25 protein-coding genes, 3 pseudogenes and 1 riboswitch are annotated in these 25,727 nt (G+C 38.4%); of the genes and pseudogenes, 17 read left to right on the top strand and 11 right to left on the bottom strand.

The window, feature by feature from the left end:
• Window position 1: 1 nt before the first annotated feature.
• The gene (locus tag MKZ18_RS11455) at window positions 2–946 is read left to right on the top strand and encodes a ring-cleaving dioxygenase (protein ID WP_062686708.1); all 945 of its coding nucleotides are present in this window, start codon (window positions 2–4) and stop codon (window positions 944–946) included.
• 53 nt (window positions 947–999) lie between these two features.
• Here the strand turns inward: MKZ18_RS11455 and MKZ18_RS11450 are convergent.
• Window positions 1,000–1,496: pseudogene (locus tag MKZ18_RS11450) on the bottom strand (3-oxoacyl-[acyl-carrier-protein] synthase III C-terminal domain-containing protein); the annotation flags it as partial.
• A 243-nt stretch (window positions 1,497–1,739) separates the two neighbouring features.
• Between MKZ18_RS11450 and MKZ18_RS11445 the strand changes: the two are divergent.
• A complete protein-coding gene (locus MKZ18_RS11445) occupies window positions 1,740–3,170 on the top strand; it encodes an Ig-like domain-containing protein (RefSeq protein WP_144593820.1) in 1,431 nt (476 codons plus the stop codon).
• Between the two features lie 55 nt (window positions 3,171–3,225).
• Here MKZ18_RS11445 and MKZ18_RS11440 read toward each other — a convergent pair.
• A pseudogene (locus tag MKZ18_RS11440) lies at window positions 3,226–3,816 on the bottom strand (DUF421 domain-containing protein).
• Window positions 3,817–3,955: 139 nt separating this feature from the next.
• On the opposite strand from MKZ18_RS11440, the gene MKZ18_RS11435 reads away from it, so the two are divergent.
• The 3 genes from MKZ18_RS11435 (at window position 3,956) to MKZ18_RS11425 (ending at window position 5,471) form a co-directional block, all read left to right on the top strand.
• Window positions 3,956–4,501 carry a hypothetical protein gene (locus MKZ18_RS11435; RefSeq protein ID WP_061784937.1) on the top strand — a complete coding sequence of 182 codons (546 nt, stop codon included), beginning with the start codon at window positions 3,956–3,958 and terminating at the stop codon, window positions 4,499–4,501.
• A 68-nt stretch (window positions 4,502–4,569) separates the two neighbouring features.
• Window positions 4,570–4,983, top strand: coding sequence for a bleomycin resistance protein (locus MKZ18_RS11430; protein ID WP_061784938.1), 414 nt, complete (start codon window positions 4,570–4,572; stop codon window positions 4,981–4,983).
• Window positions 4,980–5,471: a hypothetical protein gene (locus tag MKZ18_RS11425; RefSeq protein WP_062954614.1), complete on the top strand. Its 492-nt coding sequence runs from the start codon at window positions 4,980–4,982 to the stop codon at window positions 5,469–5,471. The genes MKZ18_RS11430 and MKZ18_RS11425 overlap by 4 nt, the downstream gene beginning before the upstream one ends.
• A gap of 142 nt (window positions 5,472–5,613) precedes the next feature.
• On the opposite strand, the gene MKZ18_RS11420 is transcribed toward MKZ18_RS11425, so the two are convergent.
• Complete coding sequence (locus tag MKZ18_RS11420; protein ID WP_062954612.1) at window positions 5,614–5,889, bottom strand: AbrB/MazE/SpoVT family DNA-binding domain-containing protein; 276 nt, start codon at window positions 5,887–5,889, stop codon at window positions 5,614–5,616.
• 567 nt (window positions 5,890–6,456) lie between these two features.
• Here MKZ18_RS11420 and MKZ18_RS11415 point away from each other — a divergent pair.
• Window positions 6,457–7,200: a GntR family transcriptional regulator gene (locus MKZ18_RS11415; protein WP_062686704.1), complete on the top strand. Its 744-nt coding sequence runs from the start codon at window positions 6,457–6,459 to the stop codon at window positions 7,198–7,200.
• Window positions 7,201–7,366: 166 nt separating this feature from the next.
• On the opposite strand, the pseudogene MKZ18_RS11410 reads toward MKZ18_RS11415, so the two are convergent.
• From MKZ18_RS11410 to MKZ18_RS11400, 3 genes and pseudogenes are all read right to left on the bottom strand, one after another.
• Window positions 7,367–7,666: pseudogene (locus MKZ18_RS11410) on the bottom strand (SDR family NAD(P)-dependent oxidoreductase); the annotation flags it as partial.
• Between the two features lie 206 nt (window positions 7,667–7,872).
• Window positions 7,873–8,088, bottom strand: a complete 216-nt coding sequence (locus tag MKZ18_RS11405) for a DUF6366 family protein (RefSeq protein ID WP_025911843.1) — start codon at window positions 8,086–8,088, stop codon at window positions 7,873–7,875.
• 311 nt (window positions 8,089–8,399) lie between these two features.
• A complete protein-coding gene (locus MKZ18_RS11400; RefSeq protein ID WP_340842518.1) occupies window positions 8,400–10,514 on the bottom strand; it encodes a GDYXXLXY domain-containing protein in 2,115 nt (704 codons plus the stop codon).
• A gap of 122 nt (window positions 10,515–10,636) precedes the next feature.
• Here MKZ18_RS11400 and thrC point away from each other — a divergent pair, with 122 nt between their 5' ends.
• Together thrC and MKZ18_RS11390 are read left to right on the top strand one after the other, a co-directional pair.
• Window positions 10,637–11,743: a threonine synthase gene (gene thrC / locus MKZ18_RS11395; protein WP_340842519.1), complete on the top strand. Its 1,107-nt coding sequence runs from the start codon at window positions 10,637–10,639 to the stop codon at window positions 11,741–11,743.
• A gap of 75 nt (window positions 11,744–11,818) precedes the next feature.
• Window positions 11,819–12,289, top strand: a complete 471-nt coding sequence (locus MKZ18_RS11390; protein ID WP_076513470.1) for a DUF523 domain-containing protein — start codon at window positions 11,819–11,821, stop codon at window positions 12,287–12,289.
• A 283-nt stretch (window positions 12,290–12,572) separates the two neighbouring features.
• Here MKZ18_RS11390 and MKZ18_RS11385 read toward each other — a convergent pair whose 3' ends face one another.
• From MKZ18_RS11385 to MKZ18_RS11375, 3 genes are read right to left on the bottom strand one after another with little or no spacing between them, the layout of a single operon-like run.
• The gene (locus MKZ18_RS11385) at window positions 12,573–13,016 is read right to left on the bottom strand and encodes a hypothetical protein (RefSeq protein WP_318757607.1); all 444 of its coding nucleotides are present in this window, start codon (window positions 13,014–13,016) and stop codon (window positions 12,573–12,575) included.
• Entirely contained in the window at window positions 12,995–13,441 is a 447-nt protein-coding gene (locus MKZ18_RS11380) for a glycosyltransferase (RefSeq protein WP_318757608.1), read from the bottom strand. The genes MKZ18_RS11385 and MKZ18_RS11380 overlap by 22 nt, the downstream gene beginning before the upstream one ends.
• 9 nt (window positions 13,442–13,450) lie before the next feature.
• Window positions 13,451–14,029 (bottom strand): glycosyltransferase family 2 protein, encoded by a 579-nt coding sequence (locus MKZ18_RS11375; RefSeq protein ID WP_309599062.1) that lies wholly within the window; start codon window positions 14,027–14,029, stop codon window positions 13,451–13,453.
• A gap of 67 nt (window positions 14,030–14,096) precedes the next feature.
• Window positions 14,097–14,181: riboswitch (cyclic di-GMP riboswitch) on the bottom strand.
• Window positions 14,182–14,365: 184 nt separating this feature from the next.
• On the opposite strand from MKZ18_RS11375, the gene MKZ18_RS11370 reads away from it, so the two are divergent.
• Complete coding sequence (locus MKZ18_RS11370; protein ID WP_076513770.1) at window positions 14,366–14,860, top strand: hypothetical protein; 495 nt, start codon at window positions 14,366–14,368, stop codon at window positions 14,858–14,860.
• A gap of 214 nt (window positions 14,861–15,074) precedes the next feature.
• Here the strand turns inward: MKZ18_RS11370 and MKZ18_RS11365 are convergent, their stop codons facing one another.
• Entirely contained in the window at window positions 15,075–16,292 is a 1,218-nt protein-coding gene (locus tag MKZ18_RS11365) for an MFS transporter (RefSeq protein WP_340842520.1), read from the bottom strand.
• Between the two features lie 192 nt (window positions 16,293–16,484).
• Here MKZ18_RS11365 and MKZ18_RS11360 point away from each other — a divergent pair, with 192 nt between their 5' ends.
• The 3 genes from MKZ18_RS11360 to MKZ18_RS11350 all read left to right on the top strand — a co-directional run bounded on the left by MKZ18_RS11360 (window position 16,485) and on the right by MKZ18_RS11350 (window position 19,799).
• Complete coding sequence (locus tag MKZ18_RS11360; RefSeq protein ID WP_340842521.1) at window positions 16,485–17,357, top strand: LysR family transcriptional regulator; 873 nt, start codon at window positions 16,485–16,487, stop codon at window positions 17,355–17,357.
• A gap of 85 nt (window positions 17,358–17,442) precedes the next feature.
• Entirely contained in the window at window positions 17,443–18,000 is a 558-nt protein-coding gene (locus MKZ18_RS11355; protein ID WP_340842522.1) for a hypothetical protein, read from the top strand.
• A gap of 107 nt (window positions 18,001–18,107) precedes the next feature.
• Window positions 18,108–19,799, top strand: coding sequence for a TcaA NTF2-like domain-containing protein (locus MKZ18_RS11350; RefSeq protein ID WP_340842523.1), 1,692 nt, complete (start codon window positions 18,108–18,110; stop codon window positions 19,797–19,799).
• Window positions 19,800–19,828: 29 nt separating this feature from the next.
• Here the strand turns inward: MKZ18_RS11350 and MKZ18_RS11345 are convergent, their stop codons facing one another.
• A complete protein-coding gene (locus tag MKZ18_RS11345; RefSeq protein ID WP_061784948.1) occupies window positions 19,829–20,773 on the bottom strand; it encodes an EamA family transporter in 945 nt (314 codons plus the stop codon).
• A 107-nt stretch (window positions 20,774–20,880) separates the two neighbouring features.
• On the opposite strand from MKZ18_RS11345, the gene MKZ18_RS11340 reads away from it, so the two are divergent.
• From MKZ18_RS11340 to MKZ18_RS11325, 5 genes are all read left to right on the top strand, one after another.
• Entirely contained in the window at window positions 20,881–21,765 is an 885-nt protein-coding gene (locus tag MKZ18_RS11340; RefSeq protein WP_061784949.1) for an AraC family transcriptional regulator, read from the top strand.
• 93 nt (window positions 21,766–21,858) lie between these two features.
• On the top strand, window positions 21,859–23,127 hold the full coding sequence (locus MKZ18_RS11335; protein ID WP_061784950.1) for a hypothetical protein: 1,269 nt from the start codon (window positions 21,859–21,861) through the stop codon (window positions 23,125–23,127).
• 22 nt (window positions 23,128–23,149) lie between these two features.
• Complete coding sequence (locus MKZ18_RS11330; RefSeq protein WP_061784951.1) at window positions 23,150–23,806, top strand: hypothetical protein; 657 nt, start codon at window positions 23,150–23,152, stop codon at window positions 23,804–23,806.
• 195 nt (window positions 23,807–24,001) lie between these two features.
• Entirely contained in the window at window positions 24,002–24,268 is a 267-nt protein-coding gene (locus MKZ18_RS21095; protein WP_427625262.1) for a CDI toxin immunity protein, read from the top strand.
• Window positions 24,269–24,427: 159 nt separating this feature from the next.
• Window positions 24,428–25,548 (top strand): IS3 family transposase gene (locus tag MKZ18_RS11325; protein ID WP_139325296.1). Its coding sequence is split into 2 segments (ribosomal slippage): window positions 24,428–24,677 and window positions 24,677–25,548, totalling 1,122 coding nucleotides; the frame shifts between segments, so codons are not numbered across the junction.
• The last annotated feature ends 179 nt before the right edge of the window (window positions 25,549–25,727 follow it).

Genomic DNA, 25,727 nt, shown 5'->3' with positions numbered 1-25,727 from the left:
AATGGAACTATTAGGTCTACATCACGTTTCAATTTTAACGGGAAAAGCTGAAAAAAATTATGACTTCTTTACAAACGTACTGGGAATGCGTCTTGTAAAAAAGACGGTTAATCAAGATAACCCGCAGTCATATCATCTGTTTTACGCAGATGCAGAAGGAACACCTGGAACGGAAGTCACTTATTTTGATATTCCTGGCCTTGGTAGAACCTACCCGGGAACAACGGATATTTCAACCGTATCCTTGCGTGTGCCGACGACGGAATCCCTTCACTATTGGAAGCAACGCTTTGAAGAGCTAGGAATCGATCACGATGAGATGACAAACCAAGCAGGTCGCAACGCGCTTGCGTTTCGTGATTACGAAGGTACACGACTGATGCTTGTTGCAGATAACGGAGAAAAAGGTGTACGTGCCGGTGTTCCATGGAAGCGAGAAGATATTGAAGAAAAGCATGCAATTATTGGCTTAGGTCCGGTTACGTTAACAGTTGCAGAAGCGAAGCTAACAGCGGATATCCTAACAAACGTTATGGGATTTCGTCATGTGAAATCTTATAATTCAATGAAAGTTTATGCAACAGGAGAAGGGGGAAGCGGAGCTGAAGTACATATTGTAGAAGAACCCGGGGTGCCAAAAGCAAGGCTTGGAAGAGGTGGCGTTCATCACGTTGCGTTTCGTGTCCCAAATGAGCAAGAATACCGCTACTGGCTTGAACGCTTAAAGCAAGCTCGTATTCCTCACTCCGGCGAAGTCGAACGCTACTATTTTAAAGCAATTTATTTTAGAGAGCCAAACGGTATCTTATTTGAACTTTCAACCGATACGCCTGGCTTTGCGACCGACGAGCCCAAAGAAACGATGGGAGAGAAGCTCGCTCTACCGCCATTTTTAGAACCGCGTCGAGCAGAAATTGAAGCGAATTTACGTCCGTTGGATATATAGAAAGCACAGCTGTTTTTATAGCTGTGCTTTTCTGTTGTTTTTCGTTGCGTGTTTTTTAAGGCGAGCTGCAAAGCGAGTGGAATGGAAACAGCTGATGTGTTGCCGTAATACTCGACGCTCGTTAGCATTTTTTCGCGCGGAAACTCAGCTTTTTCGCAAATGGACTCAATCATTCGCAAGTTGGCACTGTGCGGGACGAACCAGTCAATGTTTTCTTTTTGAAGATTGGTTTGCTGTAACAGCGAATCAATACCTGCTGGAACGGTTCTGGTAGCCCATTTGTACACTTCGCGTCCATTTTGAACCATTTTACCAGGTGTTTGAAGCTGCTCTCCGTTCATCGTTGTGGATAAGTTCGTTCGATACACGTGCTTACCGCTGCTGCCTCTTTGCCAAATAGGATGCAGGTAGAGCGGTCTTCATAATCCGTTACTTTTGATAGTGTCTCTGCTGTAACAACTAAGACTTTTTGGTGTAATCCAGACGTAATAAAGCTATCGGCAATATGTAATCTGTAAGTAAAGCCAGCGCACGTTGCGTTAAAATCAAATGTTCCTGCACTATTAAAACACCTTTCTTTATGACTAGGTTATATCATTAAATATTAGTGCTATATAACAAAAAAATGTAAATAATTGTATATTTAAATATTCTTATAATTAAACGGACCTTATTCAAACCAAAGTAGATTTTGTCGAAAAATAGATGTAGAAATTAATAGTTTTATTAGAAAAATAGTAGTATTATAGTCGTGAGTAAAAAGTAACCGAATGGGACTTAGGGGGATTTTTTGATGAGTAAGAAGAAGGTTGTTACAGCATTAACTGCAGGTTTATTGGTTTCTTCGTTATCGATGGGGACAGGTTACGCAGAAGAGAATAATTATGATGTATCAAAAAAAACAATTGAAGAGCAGGCAGAGGTTAGCAAAAAGCTAGAAAAAAACATTGTGAAGCCAGAAATAATAAACGAGGTAAAGTCAGATGTTTTGAAGTCGTTAAATATGCCAGCACCATTTTCAAATAAAGCAGCAAAAAGTCTTCAGCGATCAAGCGTAAGCTTTGATAATGAAGAAATTGTTTTTGAATCAGAGCCCAATGATGATTTTCATACAGCAAATATAATGTCTTACGGTAACACAGTCATTGGTCAGCTTTTACCACTTTACGATTTGGACATGTATAAAGTGAATGTTCCTACAGCCGGCGCATTCATTATAGCAGGAGGTGCCTCTTCACCTGCAATCGATTTAGGCTTTACGGTTACCGAAAAAGATTATAAAGATAATAATAATGTCAGCTACTTAGGCAGCGAGTTTGACGAAGAGATTGAAACGCAAGTGTATCAAGTAAACAAAGCTGGTACTTATTATGTTCCAGTTATTGACTTTGATAATATCGATGACCTTGATGATAATTCGGAAGAAGATATTTATATTTTGTCAGCGGCGTTTGTTGATAACGTTGCGCCAGCAAAGCCAGTAGTGAATCAAGTTACTAACAATGATAAACTAATCACTGGAAAAGCGGAGGCGAACTCAACGGTAACAGTGAATGTTGGTAAAAATCGAATCGGCTATGCGAAAGCAAATGCGAGCGGATCGTTCTCTGTTAGTATTCCAGCTCAAAAAGTAGGAACAACGCTAAACGTAACGGCAAAAGATGCAGCTGGAAACGTCAGCAGCTTGACCTATGTCAAAGTGACAAGCGTTGACGTGACGCCACCTGCGAAGCCAATTGTTAATCAAGTTGATGATAATGATAAAGTCATTACAGGAAAAGCAGAAGCGAATTCAATGGTAACGGTGAACGTTGGTAAAAATCGAATTGGCTATGTAAAAGCAAGCTCAAACGGATCATTTTCTGTTAGTATTCCTATTCAAAAAGCAGGAACGACGCTAAACGTAACGGCAAAAGACGCAGCTGGAAATGTCAGCAGCTTATCCTATGTCAAAGTTGTAAAAGCTGATGTGACGCCACCTGCAAAGCCAACGGTTAATAAAGTAAAAGAAACTGATAAAGTAGTAACGGGTAAAGCGGAAGCAAACTCAACGGTAACGGTGAATGCCGGTAAAAACAGATTGGGTTATGCGAAAGCTAACTCTAAAGGCGTGTATTCCGTGAAAATTGCTGCACAGAAAAAAGGGACTCTTTTAAACGTAACGGCAAAAGATGCAGCTGGAAATGTGAGTAAACTTTCATACGTAACGGTTGTAAAGCGTTAATAACCATAAAAAATGCACTTCAGAATATTAGCTGAGGTGCATTTTTTATGAGAGCTCATTGTAAATAACGAGGGGTATCCGTTTTTGGATAGTTAATCTCTTGAAACAGATCCTTTTGAGTTCCTGTGTCACTAGATGGACTGTTCTCTAACTGCTGAGCTAAATGAGGAAAATAAAGATTCATTAAGTTTTTAAATTCTCCGATTGTTAATGGCTTTTCCGATTCTTTTAGCTCATAGCCAAGTTGTCCATTGGGTTCAATCGTGGCAGATTTTACGTGTTCTAGCTTTGCCACGCCTTGATTACGAAGCCGCATTTCAAGCTGATCAATGGTTAAACGCAGTTTTTTTTAATTAAGCTGGCCATTTTCAATTACAACTTTTGGTTTGCCTGTAATGAACTTTTCTAGCGCATTGGATTTCACCTGTACGTATTTTAAAACCAAGATAGCTAGTACAAAAACAGCAGCGCCTATAATTGCTTTAAACATGCTTTTTTCGACAATAGGCTGAACGATAATAGTTCCTAGTGAAATCATTACAACGGTTTGAGCTAGCGTCATCTGAGCAATGGATTTACGTCCAGCTATCCTGAGTAAAAGTATACCTGTTAAGATTAAAATAAGCGATTGCCATATGAAATTCATTCTTTCACCCTTTCCTATTTATTCCTGAATTTTAGGTTGGTTAAAAAGGAGTTTTTTTATGTATAGATAGGAGGTGAGAGATTTCATATGGTAAAATATATGAATCATATAAATTTAAATAGTATCAATGGAGGAAAGTATGAACGAGTCTATGAGCAGCCATTTTAAAAACTTAGAAGCAGCTGATAAAGCCCTTCAGTATGAAGCTTTTCAAGAAATTCTAAACGCAACTTCTGAACCGGTAGATTGGGCTTATGAAGTGTGGGAGGAGTTAATGAGGTGGTTAGGAGATGCTGATAACCATAAAAGAGCAAGAGGAGCTCAAATTCTTGCAGGTCTTGCGAAAAGTGATCAGGAAAAACGAATACTAACTGATTTTGGTTCCTTGTGGAAAGTAACCAAAGACGAAAAATTTGTTACGGCTCGTCACGCCCTACAGGCAATCTGGAAAGTGGGCTTAGCAGGAGACGGACAAAAAGAGTTAGTTCTCAAGCACTTAGTTGATCGCTTTCATACATGTGAAGGCGAAAAAAATGCCACTCTTATTCGCTTTGATATCATTCAAGGCTTACGAAATCTATACGATGAAACAAATGATGAAAAATTAAAGCAGCAGGCACTAAAGCTAGTAGAGATAGAAACAGATGCGAAGTATCAAAAGAAGTACCTTAAAGTATGGAAATGAAAATCTGTAATTAAAAAACAGAACGCTTCGATACAAGTAAAAAGCATTGAATGGAAGGAGGCCTTTATATGCTTACAGGCTCTAAACTAACACCTGAGCTATCAGTTTCAAATATAGAGAAGAGCTTGAACTTTTACATCAACTTGTTAACATTCAAGGTAAAATACGAACGAAAAGAGGACAAGTTTGCCATGCTGACCTTGGGTGGGTGTGAAATCATGATTGAACAGGTAAACGGATATTGGAATACAGGTGAGCTAGCTTATCCATTTGGGCGAGGTATTAATTTTCAGATTATGGTAGACGACGCTGAGTTTATTTACAGTCGATTAAAAAAGTATGATTATCCAATTAAGTATAAACTTACAGAAAGCTGGTATCGCGTTGATGATAAACTTTATGGACAACAAGAGTTCTTGGTTATGGATCCAGACGGTTATTTATTACGGCTGGCTGAAGATATAGGAAAGAAAGCAGTATGAACACGCTAGAGTTGCACTATCATATTTATCAAGACAATGTAAAAGTTGCTGAACATTACTTGCCATGGGCTTTTTCTATGATAGAGAGTGACTATGAATCTACATCTTTGTATATTCTGGCTGCTCTTCAAAAACCTTATAATATTTTTGAAGCGGAACACTATTTTCGAAGAGCTGTGGAAGAGCTTGAACTAAAAGTACCAACTGAACAAGAATGCACCACATATGTTGTATACAAAAGGCTTGAAGAATTAATCAATCAGTCAGATGATCTTTTCAACAAGGTATACGACTTGTCTACCCTCATCATATATGAGTTAGATTCTCCAAAACAACTGGCATCATTTGTAGAAATTAGTGATTTAATTGATGACTTTCTATACGGTGATAACTACTTAAAGTTGACAGAAACTATGTTGAAAGAGGAGATTTTGAGGAGAGCTGAAAAGTTGATAAAGTCAGTGAAAGAACTGGATGGAATAGACTAGCACATTTGTGGAATTAACAAAGGTTTTTTATTGATAAGATGTATTTAATATGTATATTTTATTGTAAAAAATCACACTCTATTCGAATGTGTTTACAGTAGGGGGGATTTGCTTTTGTTTACTATTTTGCAGTTTTTTAAAGTTAAATGTCCCAATCTTCTTTTAGTTGATCGAATAAAAGCCTGGCACCAGATGGGCTTAAAATAAGACCTTCTGCGTACTGCTTATTTTCTGGCGTTACTTCTCCTGTTATAAGGCATTTATTTTCTAGCTCAAATTTCCTTAACATAAGCTCGCCGTCTTTTACGAAGATTTCTAAAGGATCTTTTATGTTAATTCCCAACACTCTTCTCATCTCAACTGGAATGACAACGCGCCCTAACTCATCTACTTTTCGTACGATTCCTAGACTTTTCATAAGTTCCTCCTCACGACCCTTCAAATGAACAGGATTGTTTTAATCCTTTAACTAAAATATGTGAAACGACAGCAATACATGTTTACTTTTTTTAATTTGAATAGTAATTTGTAAATATTTTCACTTGTAAAATAATGTCTATAAATATTCTGAATGTACATAAATATCAAGGTTAATAAAATAAAATTATTTTACAAATGGAGCGTTTCTTTCTTGAAATATCTGTTTGTTATCATCAGTTAATGTAACAGCCGTGATAACTAAACTTTATGAAGAAGAATCCCTCTCATTGTTTGTATTAAAAAAATGGTAAGTATTTTGTTTGAATTTATCGATTGGATTAGATTCTTGTGGTTGGAAAAATATATTAGGATAGTTTACTTGTTTAATATTATGGGTGGTTTAGGAGGGAGAAGCTATATTTTAATTTCATAAGTAGCCACAGGGTTTTTCTTTCTCACTTCTTATCGTATAATCAGTCGTATAAAGAATAAGGACTGATACAACAATGACGGTGGAGAATAATGCTTATTTATTAGCTTATGGCAGAGTGAAAGGAGAGTTTTTATGATTGATAAAAGCTCTTCTACACCTCTTTATTATCAAATTAAAGAAATGATAAAAGAAAAAATTATGTCAACAGAATGGCAAGCGGGAAGTGCGATTCCATCCGAGAACACGCTTTCTAAGCTATTGTCTGTCAGTCGACTAACTGTGAGACAAGGAATTCAAGAATTAGTTGATGAAGGCTATTTGACAAGGAAAAGAGGAGTAGGAACGTTTGTACTTGAGAATAAGATTGAACAAAAATTAGTAGCAGCAACGAGCTTTACCTCATTAATGCATCAGAAGGGGAAGGTTCCTACCAGCACTATTTTATCCATTGATGAAATTACCGCTTCAAGATCTGTCAAACATAACCTAGCGCTGAAGGATGATTCAAAAGTGTTATCCATAAAGAGGATACGATACGGAGATGACGTGCCAGTAGCACTAGAGACGGTTTTTTTGCCCCTAGAATATAGGGATTACGTGCTAGACAACAATATTACGCATTCTCTACATGGCTTTATTGAAAAGAATTTTAATGTAAAAATCGGTGACGCGAAACAAACGGTTGAAGCTACGCTTGCAAATGAGCAAGAAGCAAACTATTTAAATTTAGAAATGAATGCACCTTTACTGTTAATTAAAACGGTGACATACCTTACAAACAATAAGCCTTTTGAATATGTCATTTCAGTATATGCAGGCGAAAGATTCAAGATATCGTCTCAAATTGGAGAGCTTCGTACTAATCAGGTGATGTAAAGAAATAGAGATTGGTGTGTATGTTGTTGGTCTTATGTTAGGAACACCTTTATGTGATATCGACGCAGCGCTTATTCATGACGAAGAAGAATGATTAAACGTTTAGTAGGTGAATCCGGTGAGTTATTAACATAAAAGCAGCTGAATCATTCAGCTGCTTGTTTGCTTATCGATTTCCCGCATAGTTAAAGATAGGATCACGAAGCTCAAATTCATACGTGTGCCCGTCTACAATACCGACAGTTTTATCTCCGTCATATAAATCTAATAAGAAGCCTGCCATCTCTTTTGCTGTATGATATTTTGGTACATTACCTTTATAGTCAAATCCTGCTGTTCCACGAGCACGATTAGCAAACTCGGTTTCAGTAGCGGCTGGTGCCAGCACTTTTGCCTTCATTTTTGCACCTTTTGCTTGAAGTTCTTGGCCAAGGCCTTCTGTAAATACACTGACGTAGAACTTTGAAGAAGGGGATAAGACAGCTCAAGCTCGCCTTGAACTTTTAGAGAATCATCACCTTGCTATCCAAGAGCAGCTTCAAACCTTAATCATTACAGAAGAGATGTTAACTCATAAGATATCAACCTATAAAAAGATGCTAGCAAAGCAAAACGTGTAGAGACATCTCTACACGTTTTTTAGTATACGTATCTGCTACAATTCCACGCTCATTAGGTAAGAAAGATGGCTACTACAAAGAATCCAGTTATTAAAACAATAAGTGGAATTCCAGTACTTTTCCAGCCCGAGCCTCCAGCTCCATTAGGAGAAGTGCCAATTTGCGCACGGTCTATAGCATCTCGTAAGTTTCCGGCATGATTACTTTCTAATTCCTTTTGGCGCAGCTGTTCTCGCTCATTTTCAGGTGTTCTATTATGAGTTTTCATATACACATCTCCACTTTGTCTCATTTTTAACTAAGCTCTTTTCTCATTTTTTTGCGCCAAATAACGGAACTAAGTAGTAAAAGAAAGGCTACTGCAAAAGGGAGCAGCGAATCCAGCAGTAATTCGTTCGCTTTGACATAGCGAAAAATAAATATACCGCCAAATATCAACATAATCATGAAGGAAAGCCTTATTAAATACGTATTAATACTCATTTTATTCACACCTTTCTACAAGACAATTTTAAAAGAATAGGTAAAAATAGTAAAAACTATTCCATGGACAAAAAATGCAAGGAATGGTTCTCTTTGTTATGGTGTTACCTCTACTAAAATTGCATCTCCATTTTTTCCAACCTTGACTTTGGCATGCTTTGCTTCTTGCTCGATTTGTAAACCGGTTCCTTCTGGAATAAAGTAATGCTCAATGCCGTATTGAATTCCCCAGCTGTAGTACGTACCTGTTATGAGAACATCACCTTTCTTTGCTTGATAAGGAGAATTCCACTTATCATGAATTTTATACTGCTTTGCGTATTCGAAAACACCTTGTTTATTTTTGCGAAGCAGCAGTTGAACACGTTGACCATCTTTAACCTTTTCTAATTCAATATCAGAAATTTCATAATGTAGCTCCACATAGTCTCCTTGTAAAAGAGAGCGTGGATCTAACGGAGCTAGCTCGAGCTTCACTTCTTTTCCACTTTGGAGAAGTATTTCATTTTTCATAAACAATCCGCCAAGAATCATAAGCTGTAGAGCAATGATGAATACTATTCTTTTTTTATGTTGCTCGATAAAGGAAGGGTGTTGTTTTTCAACAAGATCAAACTTATAGCTACATGCGGTAAATAAAGCACCTAATAGCAAAAGTGCGAACGATTTATCGAGAAGATCCCAAAGGTAGTCATAATATTGCGTTCCTAAAAAGATAAACCAAAAAATAATCGAAGCTGTAAACTCAAATTTCTTATCTTTCCGCACGCTTTTAAAGAGAAACGCCGTAGAAAAAGCAAAGAACAAGATGCTGTAGGTTATGTTTAGAGTAGGTGAATTCACGCTTCCAATAAGGGAAAGTGAAAAGATAAACGTAAGCAAAAGTGAGCTTCTTTTAAAAGGTAGGCAAGCTGTCAAACAACACACAATGACATTTAAAAGAATGAGCGCAATTAAAACGTAATCAAGTTGAATAGCTTCATAATAAGTTGTTGGTAGCTTAATAAGTATCAACAGCTGAGCAAGCGTGTAGATGGCTACGCGCAAGGATTTTTGTTTAGCAAACCATAGAAGTGAAACAAAGAGTGCTAGATAGATAAAAAACAACACATCGTATACAAAGAATGCGGACACTCCGCTGATTAAAAAACCTGTCATAAAAAGGGTATACTTAACGGTTGGAATAGCTGCTTTAATAAAGAAAAACGAAAGCATAATGGCTGTTCCAATCAGCATCATGAAGTTTTGTGAATACTCGCCAGTAAAGAGCGTTACAAGTCCACCAATGGATATGCTACCTAAAATAGAAGCGATTGCCGTAATTCCTATGATAATAATTTGTTTGATGACACGCAGCGATTTTTGTTGAGCATCAGTGTGAAGAGATAACCAGTTGATAAACCAAACGCTTGCTGCAACAAATAAAAACACAAATCCAAGTACCAAAAATAAGGTGAGCTCACTGTAGTTATCGAACAGATACCACAAAACTTGCTGGACAACGAGCAGCGCAGCGGCAACGATTGAAATTCCTAACAATCCTTTATGTGATTGTACTTTTGAAAAGTAAAACAGTGACACAATTGATAGAGCGATGTAAGCAATCAAAACGCTTACGCTTAGCACAGTATAATTTGGTTGTGAAATGCTTAAAAAGATGAAGTGAATGACAATAAAAGCACCATACATTACAATAGGCGACTTTACATATTGATTTTTTACGAATAGAAAGATAAGAGCGTTGATAAACGCCATTGTAAGGTAAAGAAAAATTTCTTCATTTTCTGTTCGGTGGAAAACGGCAGTTGGTGAAATATAAAAGTACATGGTGAGCTGAAGTAAGATAAACGAAAGAACATAAAACGGCTGATATTTTGTAAATACACTAAATAAAACGGCTGGTAAGAGCCAAATGAAAAATAACCAATACCCGTCTGCATGAGAGTTATAGATTTGCCCGACGAGCGCAGTGCTTAAACCAAATGAAATGGAGCTTGCAACGAGCAGCCAGTGACTAAGAAATGCTTGGTGAGGTAACAGCATTCTGCTAACAAATCCACTTCCGTAAAATAAAAGCATCATTGCCATGCTTAAGGCGATTTTTGTATAGCGGTCAAACCCTTGCCAGTTTGATGCAAAGAAATACAGTATTCCTGCCAACACTAACGAAATGCCCAGTAAATAACCAAGCTTTACAAGGTTTTGTCTCATAAAATCTCTCCTTTTTTCGCCTATACTACTATATACTAGCGTGGTAAGAAAAATTTTACAACAAACGAAGAATTTTTCTACTATTGTATAATATAGGTAGTTAAACGAAGGGAGAGGTTTACATGAATGAAGCATATATATGCAGCGAGTGTCATCAAACGTACCCTGTGAAAGACATGCTGTGGAAGTGCAAATGTGGAGGAGTATTGGATTTGTTAAAGGAAAAGGTAGCTTTCCAAAGTGAAAACATTCATCACCACCTGCCAACGATGTGGCGCTATGTTGATGCACTGCCTTTTTCAAAAGAAGCAGACAGCTGGAAGCGAGTAACAATGGGAGAAGGCAACACGCCGCTTATCTCCTTAGAACCAAATGCCCCCAATACGTATGTCAAAGTTGATTACATGATGCCTACACTCTCTTTTAAAGATCGCGGAGCAGCCGTATTGATTGCAAAAGCAAAAGAGTTAAAGGTAGAAAGTGTCATTGCGGATAGCAGCGGAAATGCTGGCACAGCGATTGCAGCCTATGCCAAAAGAGCCGGCATTGCCTGTGACATTTTTCTTTCAAGCGGTACGTCTCCAAAAAAGGTGGCGCAAATAAAAGCTCACGAAGCGCGCGTACGAGAAGTGAACGGAACAAGGGAAGACGTTGCAGCCGCTGCTCAGCAAGCAGTTCATAATGAAGAGAAGTTCTACGCAAGCCATGTATATAATCCCTATTTCTATGAAGGTACTAAAACGTATGCGTACGAAATTTGGGAGCAGCTGAACGGAGCACCTGATACACTCATTGTGCCTGTTGGAAACGGAACGCTGCTTTTAGGTGCATACTATGGATTTAAAGAGCTAAAAGAGAACGGATTAATCAAAAAAGTTCCTAAAATTGTAGCTGTACAAGCCAAAAACTGTTCTCCAATTCAACAAGCATTTAAAAGAGGAGAAAAAGAAGCCATGCCGATTTCAGGACAACCTACTTTAGCAGAAGGAATCGCCATTGCGGCTCCGGCTCGCTCTAAGCAAATTTTATCAGCTATTCGTGATACAGGTGGAGATGTTATTCGTGTGAGTGAAGAAGATATTCAAAAAGCAAGAACAATGCTTGCTGAAAAAGGATTTTACGTTGAGCCAACGACAGCTGCGAATTATGCTGGGTATTTGCGATATGCTTGTGAATCAACAGAGAAAGTCGTTATTCCACTTTGCGGAGCGGGGATTAAAGTGACGTAAGGAATAAAAGATTTTAAGCTGAATAGAAAAAAGAACAAACTCTAGAACGAGATTGAAAGAATTGGAGGAAGACAGATGATTTTAGTCAGCTCATGCCTAGCAGGAATGCCGGTGCGGTATAACGGTACGTCTTGTGAACAGTCAGTCATACAATCGTTGATTCACGCGAAAAAAGCCGTTCCTGTCTGTCCAGAGCTTTTAGGAGGTTTTACCACGCCGCGCGAACCAGCTGAAATTGTTGGAGGAAGCGGTGAAGATGTGTTAGACGGAACGGCGAGCGTAATTGAAAAGTCGGGTAGGGACGTGACAAGTTTATACATAAAAGGAGCTTACCAAACACTTAAAATAGTAAAAGAGCTAAACGCAACTGTCGTGGTTTTAAAAGAAAGCAGCCCTTCATGTGGAAGTTCGATGATCTACAACGGCGCGTTTCAAGGGACACAAGTTGTAGGAATGGGAGTGACAACAGCTCTGTTAAGAAGACATTCCATTGAAGTGTTTTCAGAAGAGGAGTATAAAGTACTACTTGGCACCAGTTCAAGTTAAATATGCATGAAAAGTGAGGAGTCCATGTGCGCAAAAGTAAAAAATTCTATACAGTAGCCATCATGATTTTTGGAGTTTTCGTAATAGCAGTTACTTTAAATTTTCAATCATTTATACATGCAAAAAATATGTGTATCCAAGATGATAAAGAGCCGCTAGCAGAGAAAACATTTTTGGCATTCAATTGGTCCGTAGCTTGCCAAGAGTAGAATGATATGTAAATTACAAAAAAGCCCAGTAACAATAAACTGGGCTTTTTACCATAATGATGTTTCACGAGTACTTATGCTTCAATTCGCTTTCTAAGCGTCCAAATTTGATAAATCATATAAAGGGATTGATAAATAGTTAGGTAGGTTAATAAAATCCATCCATTCATTAAATATGGATAGATTGATTGTTGTACAGGTGTTGATGTAAGAAAATCTCTAAAATAGATACATAACATTACAACAAATGCTATAAATAGGCATAAACTTAGTAAGCCTTGTGTTAACTTACTTTTCGTTTTCCCGTTTTCAGCAGCATACTGGTTTGCCCAGCCGTCTTTTTTAGTTGCTGTAAGGCGTTCTATCCATACTTGATTAAAGGTAACGAGATTGACCCAAAGATAAATTTCAGGGCTGATTAATAAGCCAGATAAAATAACGTCAATGGGTCGATGCATTGGGGTTTTCAGAGCTAAAATAACATTTAAAATAGAAGCTAGACCAATAGAATAGCCCATATCCAAGTCCAATAAAATTGGTCTGTTGCCAGCGCTACCGCCAGCAAAAGTACAAATAAAAGGCGAATGAGCAAATCACTAAGCGTTTTTAGCTGTGAGCGCCATAGCTTACCTTTATGTCGTGTTTTAACACCTAAGTTAGAATTAGTAAGCAAATCAACGGTTCCTGACTTCCATTTGTTTCGCTGTTCACGAAACGTATGGTAGGAGCGCATGGAGTCAACAAAGCATCTGGCAGAAGGGCTAATTAACGTTTTCCAATTTGCTTTTTGAAGCTGCCAAGTTAACAGCATATCTTCAACATCACTATCATTTTGCCAAGGACCATCGAGGTTATTTTGTTCAACAACTGTTTGTAAAGCTTCAGGTCGAAATAATGTTGCTTGTCCTCCCAATACGTACGTACTTCCACCATGATACTGCAAATCTAAAAGTCAGCTAGCCATGTCCTGCTTTTGTTGATGGGTCCACCAACGAGTAAGTGGGCCACCGTATTCACCACTTGCTAACTTTTGCTCATATTGAACATCGTCTTTAGACAGCTGGCTTTTCTTTTTCAGCATGCGCATCGTATATTTTGCCATTACACCACCAATATTTCGAGATGTCATCAAATCTTCCCAGAGGTTAATAAGGGCTTGCGGAGCCAGACGACTGTCTGCATCCATCCCTAATATCGCTTTAATGGATTCTTTATACAGCTGTTGATAAGTTGTGAGAGTTTTAGAATACAAGTCAAGCGTATCACCGTAAATACGTTTCCAAGCTGTGTTCAGTGCACCAACTTTGCGCTGTTTATTATTTTCCGTAATAAGAACTTTAACGTTTAAATTAAAGTCTTTAGCAGCTTGTTCTGCACGTTCTTTTGTGCGGTCGGTGCAGTTATCAGCAATTACAAATACATCCAAGTCTACTCGATTAGGTAAAAGTTGATCTCCTAATCCTTCCAAACAATCTCGGATTGACTTTTCTTCATTGTGAGCTGGAATAAAAGCTACAATTCGAGGCTTCATGTACTAAGCGCCAATACTTCCTGTACGCATGCTTTCGCTGTTCATCGTTAATACCCCTCCAACGGTATCAGGAAACCCAGCCATCATAGCTATTAAGCGTTAGATCTGAGGTTTTGCGTCCTAACCTTTCGATTAGTTTGCCTTTGGCTGAAAAATAAAAGTTTGTTTTCTTTCAAGAACAAAAATGAAGATTAAATACCTATATAAAGAATACTTTTTCTAGATTCTATCATAAAAATAGGTAAATATACCTTATGTTAATTCGACAAATCATGCTATATTTCCCGAAATTATATGGTAGAATATTCAATATAATGAAAAAGTAGGTGTTTCTCTATGTATACAAGTGAACAGCACGCTTCTCACATCCAGCGTGAGCTTGAAAAGTATTCACAGTCAGTTGTGAATGAGCTAAGGAAGGTGACTCAATTTACCTTCCATTCAGAAATCGATCTGCTCGATTTTACTGCTTTTCCACAGGTATTGGATTTGTCCATTACGATGTTTTCGATGGACCGTGATGCAAATGAAGTGTTTGGAGAAGAGTGCAGAAGCGATGAGTTTGCTGGAAGCTTTACGATTAGTGAAGAAGTAAACTACAATTATCTATCGGAAGAGGAAGAAGACGCATTTTGGGAGTTTTATGAGGAGAACGAAAAGGTTGAAGAAGCAGAACATAAGGCTATTGCAAGCTGGTTTTATAGCTGTTGGTTAGAAGCGGGTGGTTCTTCTATTAAGCTTCCAAGTTACTTTAGCTTCCACGACCACGACCTTTGCTTGGATTTGCATCAAAACAAGTGGATTTCCGACGGTGATAAGTGGTTTGAGTAAAGAGGAAAAATCTGCTGCTTTATTGCATAAAAAGTGATTATGAAATCGTTCGATACTTTTATTATCTGAGGTGTGAAGCGGAAAAGAAGGTAGTCACTTTACAAAGTACTAAGCTTTCTCAAAGAAATTTAAATTTTTGATATGAAACTATAGCAAACGGAAAAAGCTCTGTGAATCACTATGACAGAGCTTTTTACTGTTTATAGCACCTTCTCTAATAGCTTTCATTTGCTTTTACAAGAACAGACGATTTGACGTTTACTTTTGATAAGCAAGCGGTTAATATTCCGGCAGTTAGTATAAATCCGCCAATCATTCCGATGACGCCGTGCCAGCCGTAGTGGGACCAGAATATTCCGCCTAAGGTCCCGCCAACGCTTGACCCCGTATAGTATAAAAATAAATATAGAGATGAGGCTTGTGCTTTGTTGCGCAGGGCTCGCTGTCCTACCCAGCTGCTAGCGATGGAATGAGCGCCGAAAAAGCCAAAAGTAAAGAGGCCGATACCGATAATTTTTAATAGTAAGTGGCTCTCTAAAGTAAGGCAGACACCTGCAAACGCAACGAGTAGATTAATCAGCAGAATTGGCTGTTTACCGTGGTGATCAATGAGCTTTCCGTTCCAAATTGAACTGAATGTTCCAATCATCATGATAATAAAAATCCAGCTGATAACGGATTCGCTGAGTCCGTAAGGCTTAGCGGTTAGCACGTAGCCAATGTAATTGAACAAAGCAACATTGCTTCCTAATAGTAAAAAGCCAATGCAAAATAAAAAGAGTAATCCAGGGTCTTTTAAATGGTCAACTAGTGACTTTCCTAAGCTGACGACATTGAGGCTACGCGGTGTAAAGTGTGTAGAATGAGGGAGGCTGCGCCAAAAAAGAACCGTAGCAATTAAGCTAATAATGCCAATTAATCCAATGGAGAAATGCCAGCCTGCTGTGTCGTTGACAACTCCTGAAATGACACGCCCCGCTACGGCTCCAATGGCGTTTCCGCTAATGTATAAGCCCATGGCTGCACCTAAGCTTTTTCTTTCAATCTCTTCGCCAAGATAAGCCATTGCAACGGCCGGTAAGCCTGCTAAAGCAATTCCAACGAGTGCACGAAATACTAGTAACACATAAAAATTAGGACTAAAAGCTGTTAAAATGCAAAGCGCAGAAGCAGCAAACATTGAATAAACCATCACAGATTTTCGGCCCCATACTTCAGAAAGAGAACCAAAGACAAGCATACTGATGGCGAGGGTAATAGTTGTGATGGATAGCGACAAGCTTGCGATAGTCGGTGAAATATCAAATTCGTTTGTGAACGTTACCATTAATGGCTGAGTGCAATAAAGAATGGCAAAAGTATTGAAGCCCGCTGCAAAAAATGCAAAGCTCGTTTTGCGAAACGCTTTTGTTCCCTGCTGAATATAGCTCATACTATCATCACTTGTTCATGATCATATTCTCCACACATGTTTTATCCATCCTTTTGATTATTAATTTCGATTCTATAGCTATAGAAGAACTTCTCTCCTATATATCCTATCACTTCTGATATATAATGTATAATGCATAGTTATCATGATTTTAATGTATTTATGTAATGAGTGGAAGGGGTGTCAAACGAGGTGGAATGGCAGCAATTTGAGTATTTCCAGACTTTAGCACGCTTACAGCATATGACAAAAGCAGCCAAGGAGCTTTCGATTACGCAACCCGCTTTAAGCAGGTCGCTAGCTCGGTTTGAAGAGGAAATCGGTGTTTCACTCTTTGAACGACAGGGAAGATCGATTCGCTTAAATCAGTACGGTGAAATTCTACTAAAAAGCGTTACGAATATGATGAGTGAATTTGAGAAAGGGAAGCAAGAGATTCAGCATTTACTTGACCCTGACCAAGGTCAGGTTTCTCTAGGATTTTTACATACGCTGAGCACCAACCTCATACCTGATTTGCTTGTGGAATTTCGCAGACAGTATCCCAAGGTCAACTTTTCACTTAGACAGAGTCCAACGCATATTCTACTAGATCAGCTGGAAAAAGGAGAGTTAGACATTTGCTTAATCTCTCCCATGGGTATTAAAGAACCCGTAGCGTGGAAAGAGCTTTGGAGAGAAGAGTTATTTGCGATTGTGCCGACGAATCATGCTTTTGCCACAAAAGAAGCAATAACCATTGAAGAGCTAGTAGAAGAACCGTTTATTCATTTGAAAAAAGGGTTTAGCCTACGCGTCACGGTTGAACAGTTTCTACATGAAGTGGGCGTGAATCCTCATGTAACTTTTGAAGGAGAAGAAGCTGACACGGTTGCGGGTCTTGTTGCTGCGGGTCTTGGCGTATCAATTTTGCCAGATTTAAAAGGAGTAGATCAAAGTCATATCGTGAAAATTCCTATTCGCTATTCAAAATGTGAACGTCTTATCGGTCTAGCTTGGGTTGAAGGAAGATATATTTCACCAGCCGTGCAGAACTTTAAAGAGTTTATATTAAAAACGTTTTAGCCGTCTATCAATAAATAAAATCCCTTCTTTACGCATATACATGGGTATTAAAAGAGTGTGCCAAGCTATAAAGGAGGGATTTTACATGTCAACAGTTCCAATACCTCTTTATAAAAAATGGTGGTTTCTTGCGCTGATGCTTGCGCTAACGATTGTCTTTTTATTTTGTTCTGCACTTATTATTACGAGCTATCAAAAAATTTCACTGCTAGAAGAAGAGCTTGCTGAACTGACAGAAGAAAAGAAAGAAGTCCTCGTAGAAAAAAATCAGGCTTTAAAGCAGCTTGAACATGTAAAAATGCAGCTGTCTGAGCTTGAAGATAAGCTCGCAGGTCAAACGGCAACCAGTCATGATACGCCAACAGCTTTTTCAGCTACGCTTACGAATCCAATTTTGTCATTAGATAAAAAAGAGGTTGAGCATGTGGTTTATCAAGCTGCCGAAGAGAAATATCCTAAGAACAAAACGATGCAGCAGTACGTGATTAAAGAACAGCTTGAAAGCTATGAATATTTAAAAGAATACGAGATTACTTCGCAGTTTGAGCTAAACCACCTACATGATGCGATGAAGGCCCATCCAGATGATTTTACCGCGATGCAAATGGTATTTGAAGAAGAGTTAAAAGCTTACGAATATTAATGTCGAAATGCTATGCGGGTTATCGTATAGCTATTTTTGTCTGGAAATCTCGTGAAATTCCTGTATAGTGATAGTAGAAAATATTGAATTAACGGGTGAATAACTACATGAGCACAATTAAATGGAATGAAGCAGCTTATGAGATGCTGCAAGAATGGCTGAGCTTATATAACGAAAAAGAACCGCTGCGCTCACGCCATTTACGTAACGTAAAGGACAAGCTTCATCAGCTGACGGAACAAGAGTTTATGATGGAAGTTTCTAAAGAGCTGCATGAGGTTTATAAAGTAGTGAAAACAGAGCGCAAGCAGTATGATATGACTAACGGAGAATTTTTAGTGACAACGCTGCTTTCAACAGATTATCCAGCTTTTCTGGAAGCTCGCAGTCAAAACTTGCGCCGAGTAGAGAAGTTAAAACAACTACATACAGATATACTAAGCCTTTTTGAAACAAACATTAACACATCGTCTGACATGACCAGCTTGTTAAATCGTTTTTTCGATGTTATGTCAGCATATGGTCAAACAAACAAGCTAGCGAATCTTGAAGCGAAGTGCGCAGAATATTTGCCAGCGTTTATGGATGTTGATCAAAAGCGTGAAGGGTTAAAAGAAGATGCTTTAACTGTTCAAAAGCAAGAAAGTGAGCTGCTTGAAGAATGGAATCAGCTCCGAAAAAAGCGGTACGTGACAAAGCAAACAGCAACTGCGTTTCGTACGAAGCAGCACGAATACAATGAAAGCATTCGCCGTCTTACCGTAGCAAATAAACAGCTCGAAGAAATCGACTTACCTGGTTTGAAGAACAGTTTTGCGAATCTTGAAGCTGATATGAAAGCATACGCTATCGAGGCACTGCGGGCTATTGAAAAAGAAATTAATGAAATGATAAACGATAGCGAGCGTGCTCAACAACAGTTACAAAAACAAATCGAGAAAGTAAGCTACGTCGAAGAAATGGATGCGCATTATAAATGGCTATCATCGTTTATGAACGCTTCACGAACGTTTTTTCAAGGAAAAGAAATTGAAGCGTTCGACCAAGTAGCAGACCTGTACCGAAGCTCAGCTATTGCTGAATTTATTGAAGTTGCTGAAGAAGTACAAATGCTTACCGGGCCGGAACGTATGTCACCTGTTTCTCTTCCTTCTTATTTTGCTAGTTTGCAAGTGAAAGAAGAAAAGCTAAGCGTTCCAGCTACAGCCGACTATCCGGTTTTAGAAAAGCAGCAAAAAACAAAGCGAACGTTTCCCTTTTTCGTAGGGGCAGTTCTTGCAATCGTGCTCATTTTTATTGTGTATATGAATTTTGGCCGCGGGGTTACGGATGATAACACTGCACCAGCTATGACAGAAAAAGCAGAGGCAAAAGATAAGCAATCAGCAGAAAATGACCCAAAGCCTGTAAAAGACGTGAGTGAAACAGAGATTCACAACTTTGTAGGGTCTTATAAAGCCGCTTATTTTTCAAGCTTAAACAGCGGTGACTTTAGCGGAATGGCACCTTATATCGATGAAGATGCGCAAGTGTATAGTGATTTAGAAGCGTATATTACGTCTTTAGCTGGAAAAAACGTGTCGTTTGCCAATGATCAATTGCTTGTTAGTAAAGTTGAAAAGACAGGTGAAGGTAAGTATTCGGTGTATGCAACAGAAGAGTACACGTTTACCGATTCGTATGATGCCAGTACAAAGTTTGTAAAGAATCGAATCTATCGCGTGGAGCTAAAAGGTGAAGATAAGCTTAAAATTAAAAGTATTGAAACCACCAAAGACGTTCAAACGCCAGTTGAATAAACTATAGAGAAAGATCCTCCTCTCATCATTTAAGAGATTTTGAGAGGGGGATCTTTCTGTTCAAGCGTGTTTGCTTTAGGAGCTTTTTGAAGCGTAAGTAAAAAGACAACACCAAAGATACAAGCAGCTCCTACCCACTGAAAGAACCCAAACGGCTGCTGAAGCCAAAAGACCGTTGTCAAAACAGCAGCAAGAGGCTCCAGACTTCCTAACAAACTTGTTTCTTTTGGGGGGAGGCTATCTAAGCTTTTAATATACAGCCAAAACGCCAGCATCGTTCCAAAGATGATGACAAAGAGCAAGTAGCCGTACGCAGCAAACGTAAATGTATCAAAATGAGCTTCCCAAGGCGCTCGAATAAAGCTAAGCGCAACTCCGCCAACCACCATTGACCATCCAACAACAACCAAAGAGTTAAATCGTTTAAGAAGCCGAACTGCATACAGCGTATAAAAAGCGGAGCATACCGCAGAAAGCAGTCCCCATACGATGGCTAGATAGGGCACAGAAAGCGTTGAGAGCGACCCGTTTGTAAGAAGGAAGAAGCATCCGGTTAAAGCTAATAAAAGGATCGTTCCGTCTTGTCTAGTAAAACGCATTTGTCTTCGAAACAGCAAGTATACAATAATAATGACGGGTGCTAAATATTGAAGCAGCGTTGCGACGGCTGCATTTCCATGATGAATAGCTGCCATATATGTATACTGTACGCCAAGCATGCCCAATATGCTATAAGTGACGAGCTGAAGAGCCGTCTGCTTTTCTTTCCAAATGAAAAGGACTTCCCGGCGATTTTTACCAAAGCAGCTTAAAAGTAAAAGCAGCAATCCGGCTAGTAATAAACGCGTGGTCACTAGCCAGTTGACGTCAATTTCATAGTCTTGAAACAGCTTTTTTGTTACTGTTCCTCCAATTCCCCAAAACGTTGCGCCCACAATCACGAATAATAAGCCAGCACGTCGATTAGATTTCATTTGATTTCCTACCTTTACAAAATATCATGATAGTATAATCATAAAGAGAAAAAACGCGTATTTATATTCAAATCGAGCTTAAAAATATAAAAATATTGAGGTGGGCTATGAAGTTTAAGCAGTTTTTAATCAATGAACAAAACTTAAAAGAGCTAACGAAGCACTACACGGGAGCGCTGCCGATTGCTTGCTATGAGACGACGATACTAGAACACGCCAGCGGTTACATTCCGCTTCACTGGCACGATGAAATTCAGCTCATCTACGTTTTAAAAGGAGAAGCGATTTTTCAAGTGAACGAAGAAAAAATTAAGCTGCGTAGCGGGGATGGACTCTTTATTAACAGCGGCTGCTTGCATATGGCAGAAGATCTCAAGAAAACGGGCTGCGTGTATATTTGTTTAAACGTGCTTCCGCATCTTTTTTTACCTCAAGAGCTCTATACAACTTACGTTTTGCCTTACGTTCAATCCACCAATTTATCGTATGTATTGATTGATGGAAGCAAAGAGTGGAGCAGAGCTATTCAACAAGCTTTATTTGTCATTCGCAAGCTTGTGCAAACGAAAGAACCGCTGTTTGAAATTGAGATTACGGCTAATCTTATTAAGGTTTGGAAACAGCTCTTGGTTCACGCTTTTCAGAAGCAGTACGTGTACACAGAAGAAGTGAAAAATCAGCGCATAAAAGCTATGTTGACGTGGGTGCATATGAACTATAGCGAAAAAATTACTCTCGATGATATTGCAGCATCCGGTCAAATAAGCCGATCTGAGTGCTGCCGCTATTTTAAAAGGATGCTAGACGTTACGCCGCTTCAGTACGTGATGAAGTATCGCATTCAAAAAAGTATTCTGCTCTTAAAGCAAGAGGAAAAAAGCATTACGGACGTAGCTTTTGAAGTGGGATTTAACAGCACCAGCTACTTTATTGATCAGTTTAAAAAAATGATGGGAATGACGCCACTTGCTTATCGGAAAGGGAAGCTCTAAAAGTGTTTGTGGAAAATAATTGTAAAAAATGCGTTTCTCCCTTATCATAGTGGGTAAATCTACCAAACTATGGAATAGGATAAGGAGAATCAAATGAAATCAAGAATAAATGAACTCATTCAACATACAAAAGAGAAATTGGGCTTGCAAGACTACTATTTATATCGTTCAGACGTTAGGCGCAGTGCTACTATTTTAGGAAACACAGTCTATACACTTTCAATGGAGTGGTTTCCCAATCATGAACAAGACTTGTTAGATGAAGATCTTAACCCTACTGGAACAGCTGTAGTGGAAGTCGATTTTCACACAGGACTGTTTACAACTGCTATTTTCGTTGGCGGGATTTCTTATGCTGAAGGTGTCAAGCTTTCGATTGAAGACTCGAATGCTGTTGTTCGTTGGATTGAGAGCGAAACGGGACTTCAAGAAGGCACTCATTTTGTATTTCATAAGCGTAAGGACAAGCGAATGTCCTTTAGAAAAATCCTAAACGGTGTTTCCGTATCGCCATCTGGATTGATTGAAGTTGAAGTGGATGAAGCGGGGAATTTAACATTTTTCTCAATCAACGGAGATTTTTCAAAGAAAGAGACGTTTAACAGAGAAAAGTATGAGCTTACTCTACCGCAAGTGAAGCACATTGTGGCTGAGCAGCTAAAGTTAGCTGAATTTCCAAATATGAAGACGGAAAAAATGACGCCTGCTTATGCGATTGAAGAAGTATACATACGAAATCGCGATTTGTCGCTGATACCATTCAGCGTCATTGTTGCTGAAAAGGCCTATGTAGAACTTGATAAACTAATCAAGTGGGAAGGTGAAGTTCAACAAGCGTTTCAAGAAAAAAGCTTGACGCTAACAGAAGAAGTATCATTTAATCAAGCATTGAAACGAGAGCCACATCCTGACTTAAAAGAAGTGACGAAGGAAGATATTGAGCGGAGCATCGCAGCGGTTCAGCGCTTTTTAGCACAAGTATATAAGAGCGACTCTGGAAAGTGGTCTTTAAAATCTATACATCGAGACAAAGGCTACTTAGTCGCTAAAATACAATTAAAAGAACAAACGCAGAGTGTGTTGAAACGAAACATTCAGCTGTTTATTGATCGTTCTTGCTATGAGGTTATGAACTATATGGATACAAAGTCCCTTTTAGAAATGATTGCAGACTTTCAAAAAGCAGAAGAAGTAACAGTTGCGAAAGCAGAAGCGCTTGAGAAGCTGCACAATTTCATAGAACTTACGCCATGCTATGTTTATGACCGCAAACAAGGAAGGTACGTTCTTTGCGGAAAGCTAGACTGCCATTACGCTGTAAATGCTATAACTGGAGAAGTCGTTTCACTTGATGATCTGTAACAACAGGAGGTAAGGATATACAATGCGTTTAAATTTAAAAAGATTCACCGCTTTACTGATAGTAACGTTGAGCCTCACAGCTTGTCAAAGCGTAAACGAACAGGAAGAAACGCAACCGGAAGCGACAACAGAAGAACAAATAAAAGCAAGAGCACTCCAAGATGAATTTACGCGCAGCATGCTGAAATCCGCACAGGAAACGGAAAAAGGATACTATACGCTTGAATCCAAAACGGGGGAGTATGAGATGTTGTTTCCGGCTGGTGGGGGAATTTCTGAGACGCTTTATTCATATACAGAAAACCAAATTGAATCCTATGTAATAGGCGCAGTATACGATGATCAAGTAGAAGCGCAAATCCGTATCAACTATAACCAAGAGCTTTATAACGATAAAAAAGGAGTAAGTTATTCTATTGATTTTTTGACGAATAACTTAGGGATCTCATCAGCTTTTGAAAAAGTAGACTTGAAAAATCGAACATTGTATATAGCACCATTCAAGGTGGACGAAGACGCAGTTGGTTATGCGGCATATGTTCATCCCAAAAGTCAAAAAGGTGGAGTAAAAGTAGTATATTCAGTAGGGTGTAATCAGCTTCAGGTCCAGTGTGAACCATCAAATGAAAAAATAAAAGATCGAGCACACAAGGTAATGTCATCAATTACCTTTAAGTGAAATCGAAAACAGCTTATATAGAAATAGAAGAATTCCAAAAGGTAGGAGTTCTTTTTCTCTATAAGCCTTTTAACGTCTTCTCTGGCTATATGCTATAGTTGTTTTATGAATTTTTCTTGTGGAAAGAGATGAGATTAAGTGGATAATAAAATAGTAAGGCAGTAGAAGTTAGAACAAAACTTAAAAGACCTTAAAATAAACACGAAAGGTAGTGACCATCAATTATTTGATGAATGTATTGAAACGCTTGGAGAAAATACAGTAATCCTTTCGAACGAAAAGAGTCAAGCAATTACTAATTTAATAGAAGAAAAGTTTCCTATCTCTGTTTCTGGAAAAGTTGATTGGAGCAATATAGAAAATCATTTGCTTATTCAGAACAGGGAAGAGTTACTTCCACGCATTAAGCAAAGAGTAAAGGACTTTGAAGACAGAGTTTATCTCATTTGGGATGACAATTAACTTCCAGTAATCGAAACAAGCCTGAATCATATATTTCAATCTTTAGATAAAATTGAAGCAGTTAGTTTTTATTATTGTCTGTTTGGATAGGCTACACTTAGTTGGACAGAATTTTTAAGGTCAAGTAGACTACAGATAATACATTTGAGGAGAATCTACATGGCCAAAAGAGAACGCCGAACATTTACTGAAGATTTCAAGCAACAGATGGTGCAGCTATACCAAAATGGAAAACCAAGAAAAGAGATTATTCGTGAATATGACCTAACTCCTTCCTCTTTAGATAAGTGGGTGGGCCAGAGTCAAAGGTCAGGTTCTTTTAAGGAGAAAGATAATTTAACAGATGAACAAAAGGAATTGATAGAACTCCGAAAAAGAAATAAGCAACTAGAAATGGAAAATGACATTTTAAAGCAAGCCGCGCTGATACTAGGACGAAAGTAAATGTAATTAAGAATAACCAACACAAATACTCGATATCAGCAATGTGCAAAGTCCTACAAATCCCTAGAAGCGTCTATTATTATGAAGCAAAAGAAAGAAGAGCAGAGGATCCCGTTGTCTCTGATGTGGTCGAAATTTTTCACGCAAGCCGTCAAAATTATGGAACACGAAAAATCAAAGTTGAATTGAAAAAGCGTGGTCTTATCGTGTCTAGACGAAGAATTGGACGCATCATGCAGGAGCAGGGCCTTGTTTCTTCATATACAATCGCCCAATTTAAACCACATGCAAAATCGTGTAATGAATCAGAACAGAAGAATGAGCTGAATCGTGAGTTCGCCCAGGAACAAGAAATGACCGCAATCGTAAGCGATTTAACATACGTAAGAGTGAATCAAAAATGGAACTACGTATGTGTCTTTGTTGATCTCTTTAATCGAGAAATTGTGGGTTTTAGCACAGGACCAAACAAAGGTGCATTACTCGTTTATCGTGCATTAGCTTCTATCAAAGTCGATCTTAATAAGATACAGCTTTTTCATACGGATCGTGGAAATGAATTTAAAAATAAACTGATTGATGATGCTTTAAAGACATTTAATATCCAGCGATCCTTAAGTATGAAGGGCTGCCCATATGATAATGCAGTAGCCGAAGCGACTTTTAAAATTATCAAAACAGAGTTTGTGAAAGGAAGACATTTTAATAGTTTAGCAGAATTAACGAGGGAATTTCAGGACTATGTTCACTGGTTTAATAACATCCGAATTCATGGAACCCTTGGATATGCAAGCCCAATTGATTACAAGCATAGACACCTTAAGAAAATTGTCTAGTTTAGTGTTGACATACCAGTTTGATACAAATCTTACGCTTATAATTGAAATTTAAGATGAGCAAATCATTAAGGTTGGGTTTAGTGAACTATTAGGGAGATAGCTTAAATAACAATCTCTATACATGTTGATACCATAAAAGAAAGGTACATAAGTGCTAAAAATTAGGAGGAGAACTA

The organism is Priestia sp. FSL W8-0001 (assembly GCF_038050335.1).
GTDB lineage: Bacteria > Bacillota > Bacilli > Bacillales > Bacillaceae_H > Priestia > Priestia flexa.
This window is presented reverse-complemented; position numbering and strand designations above follow the sequence as displayed.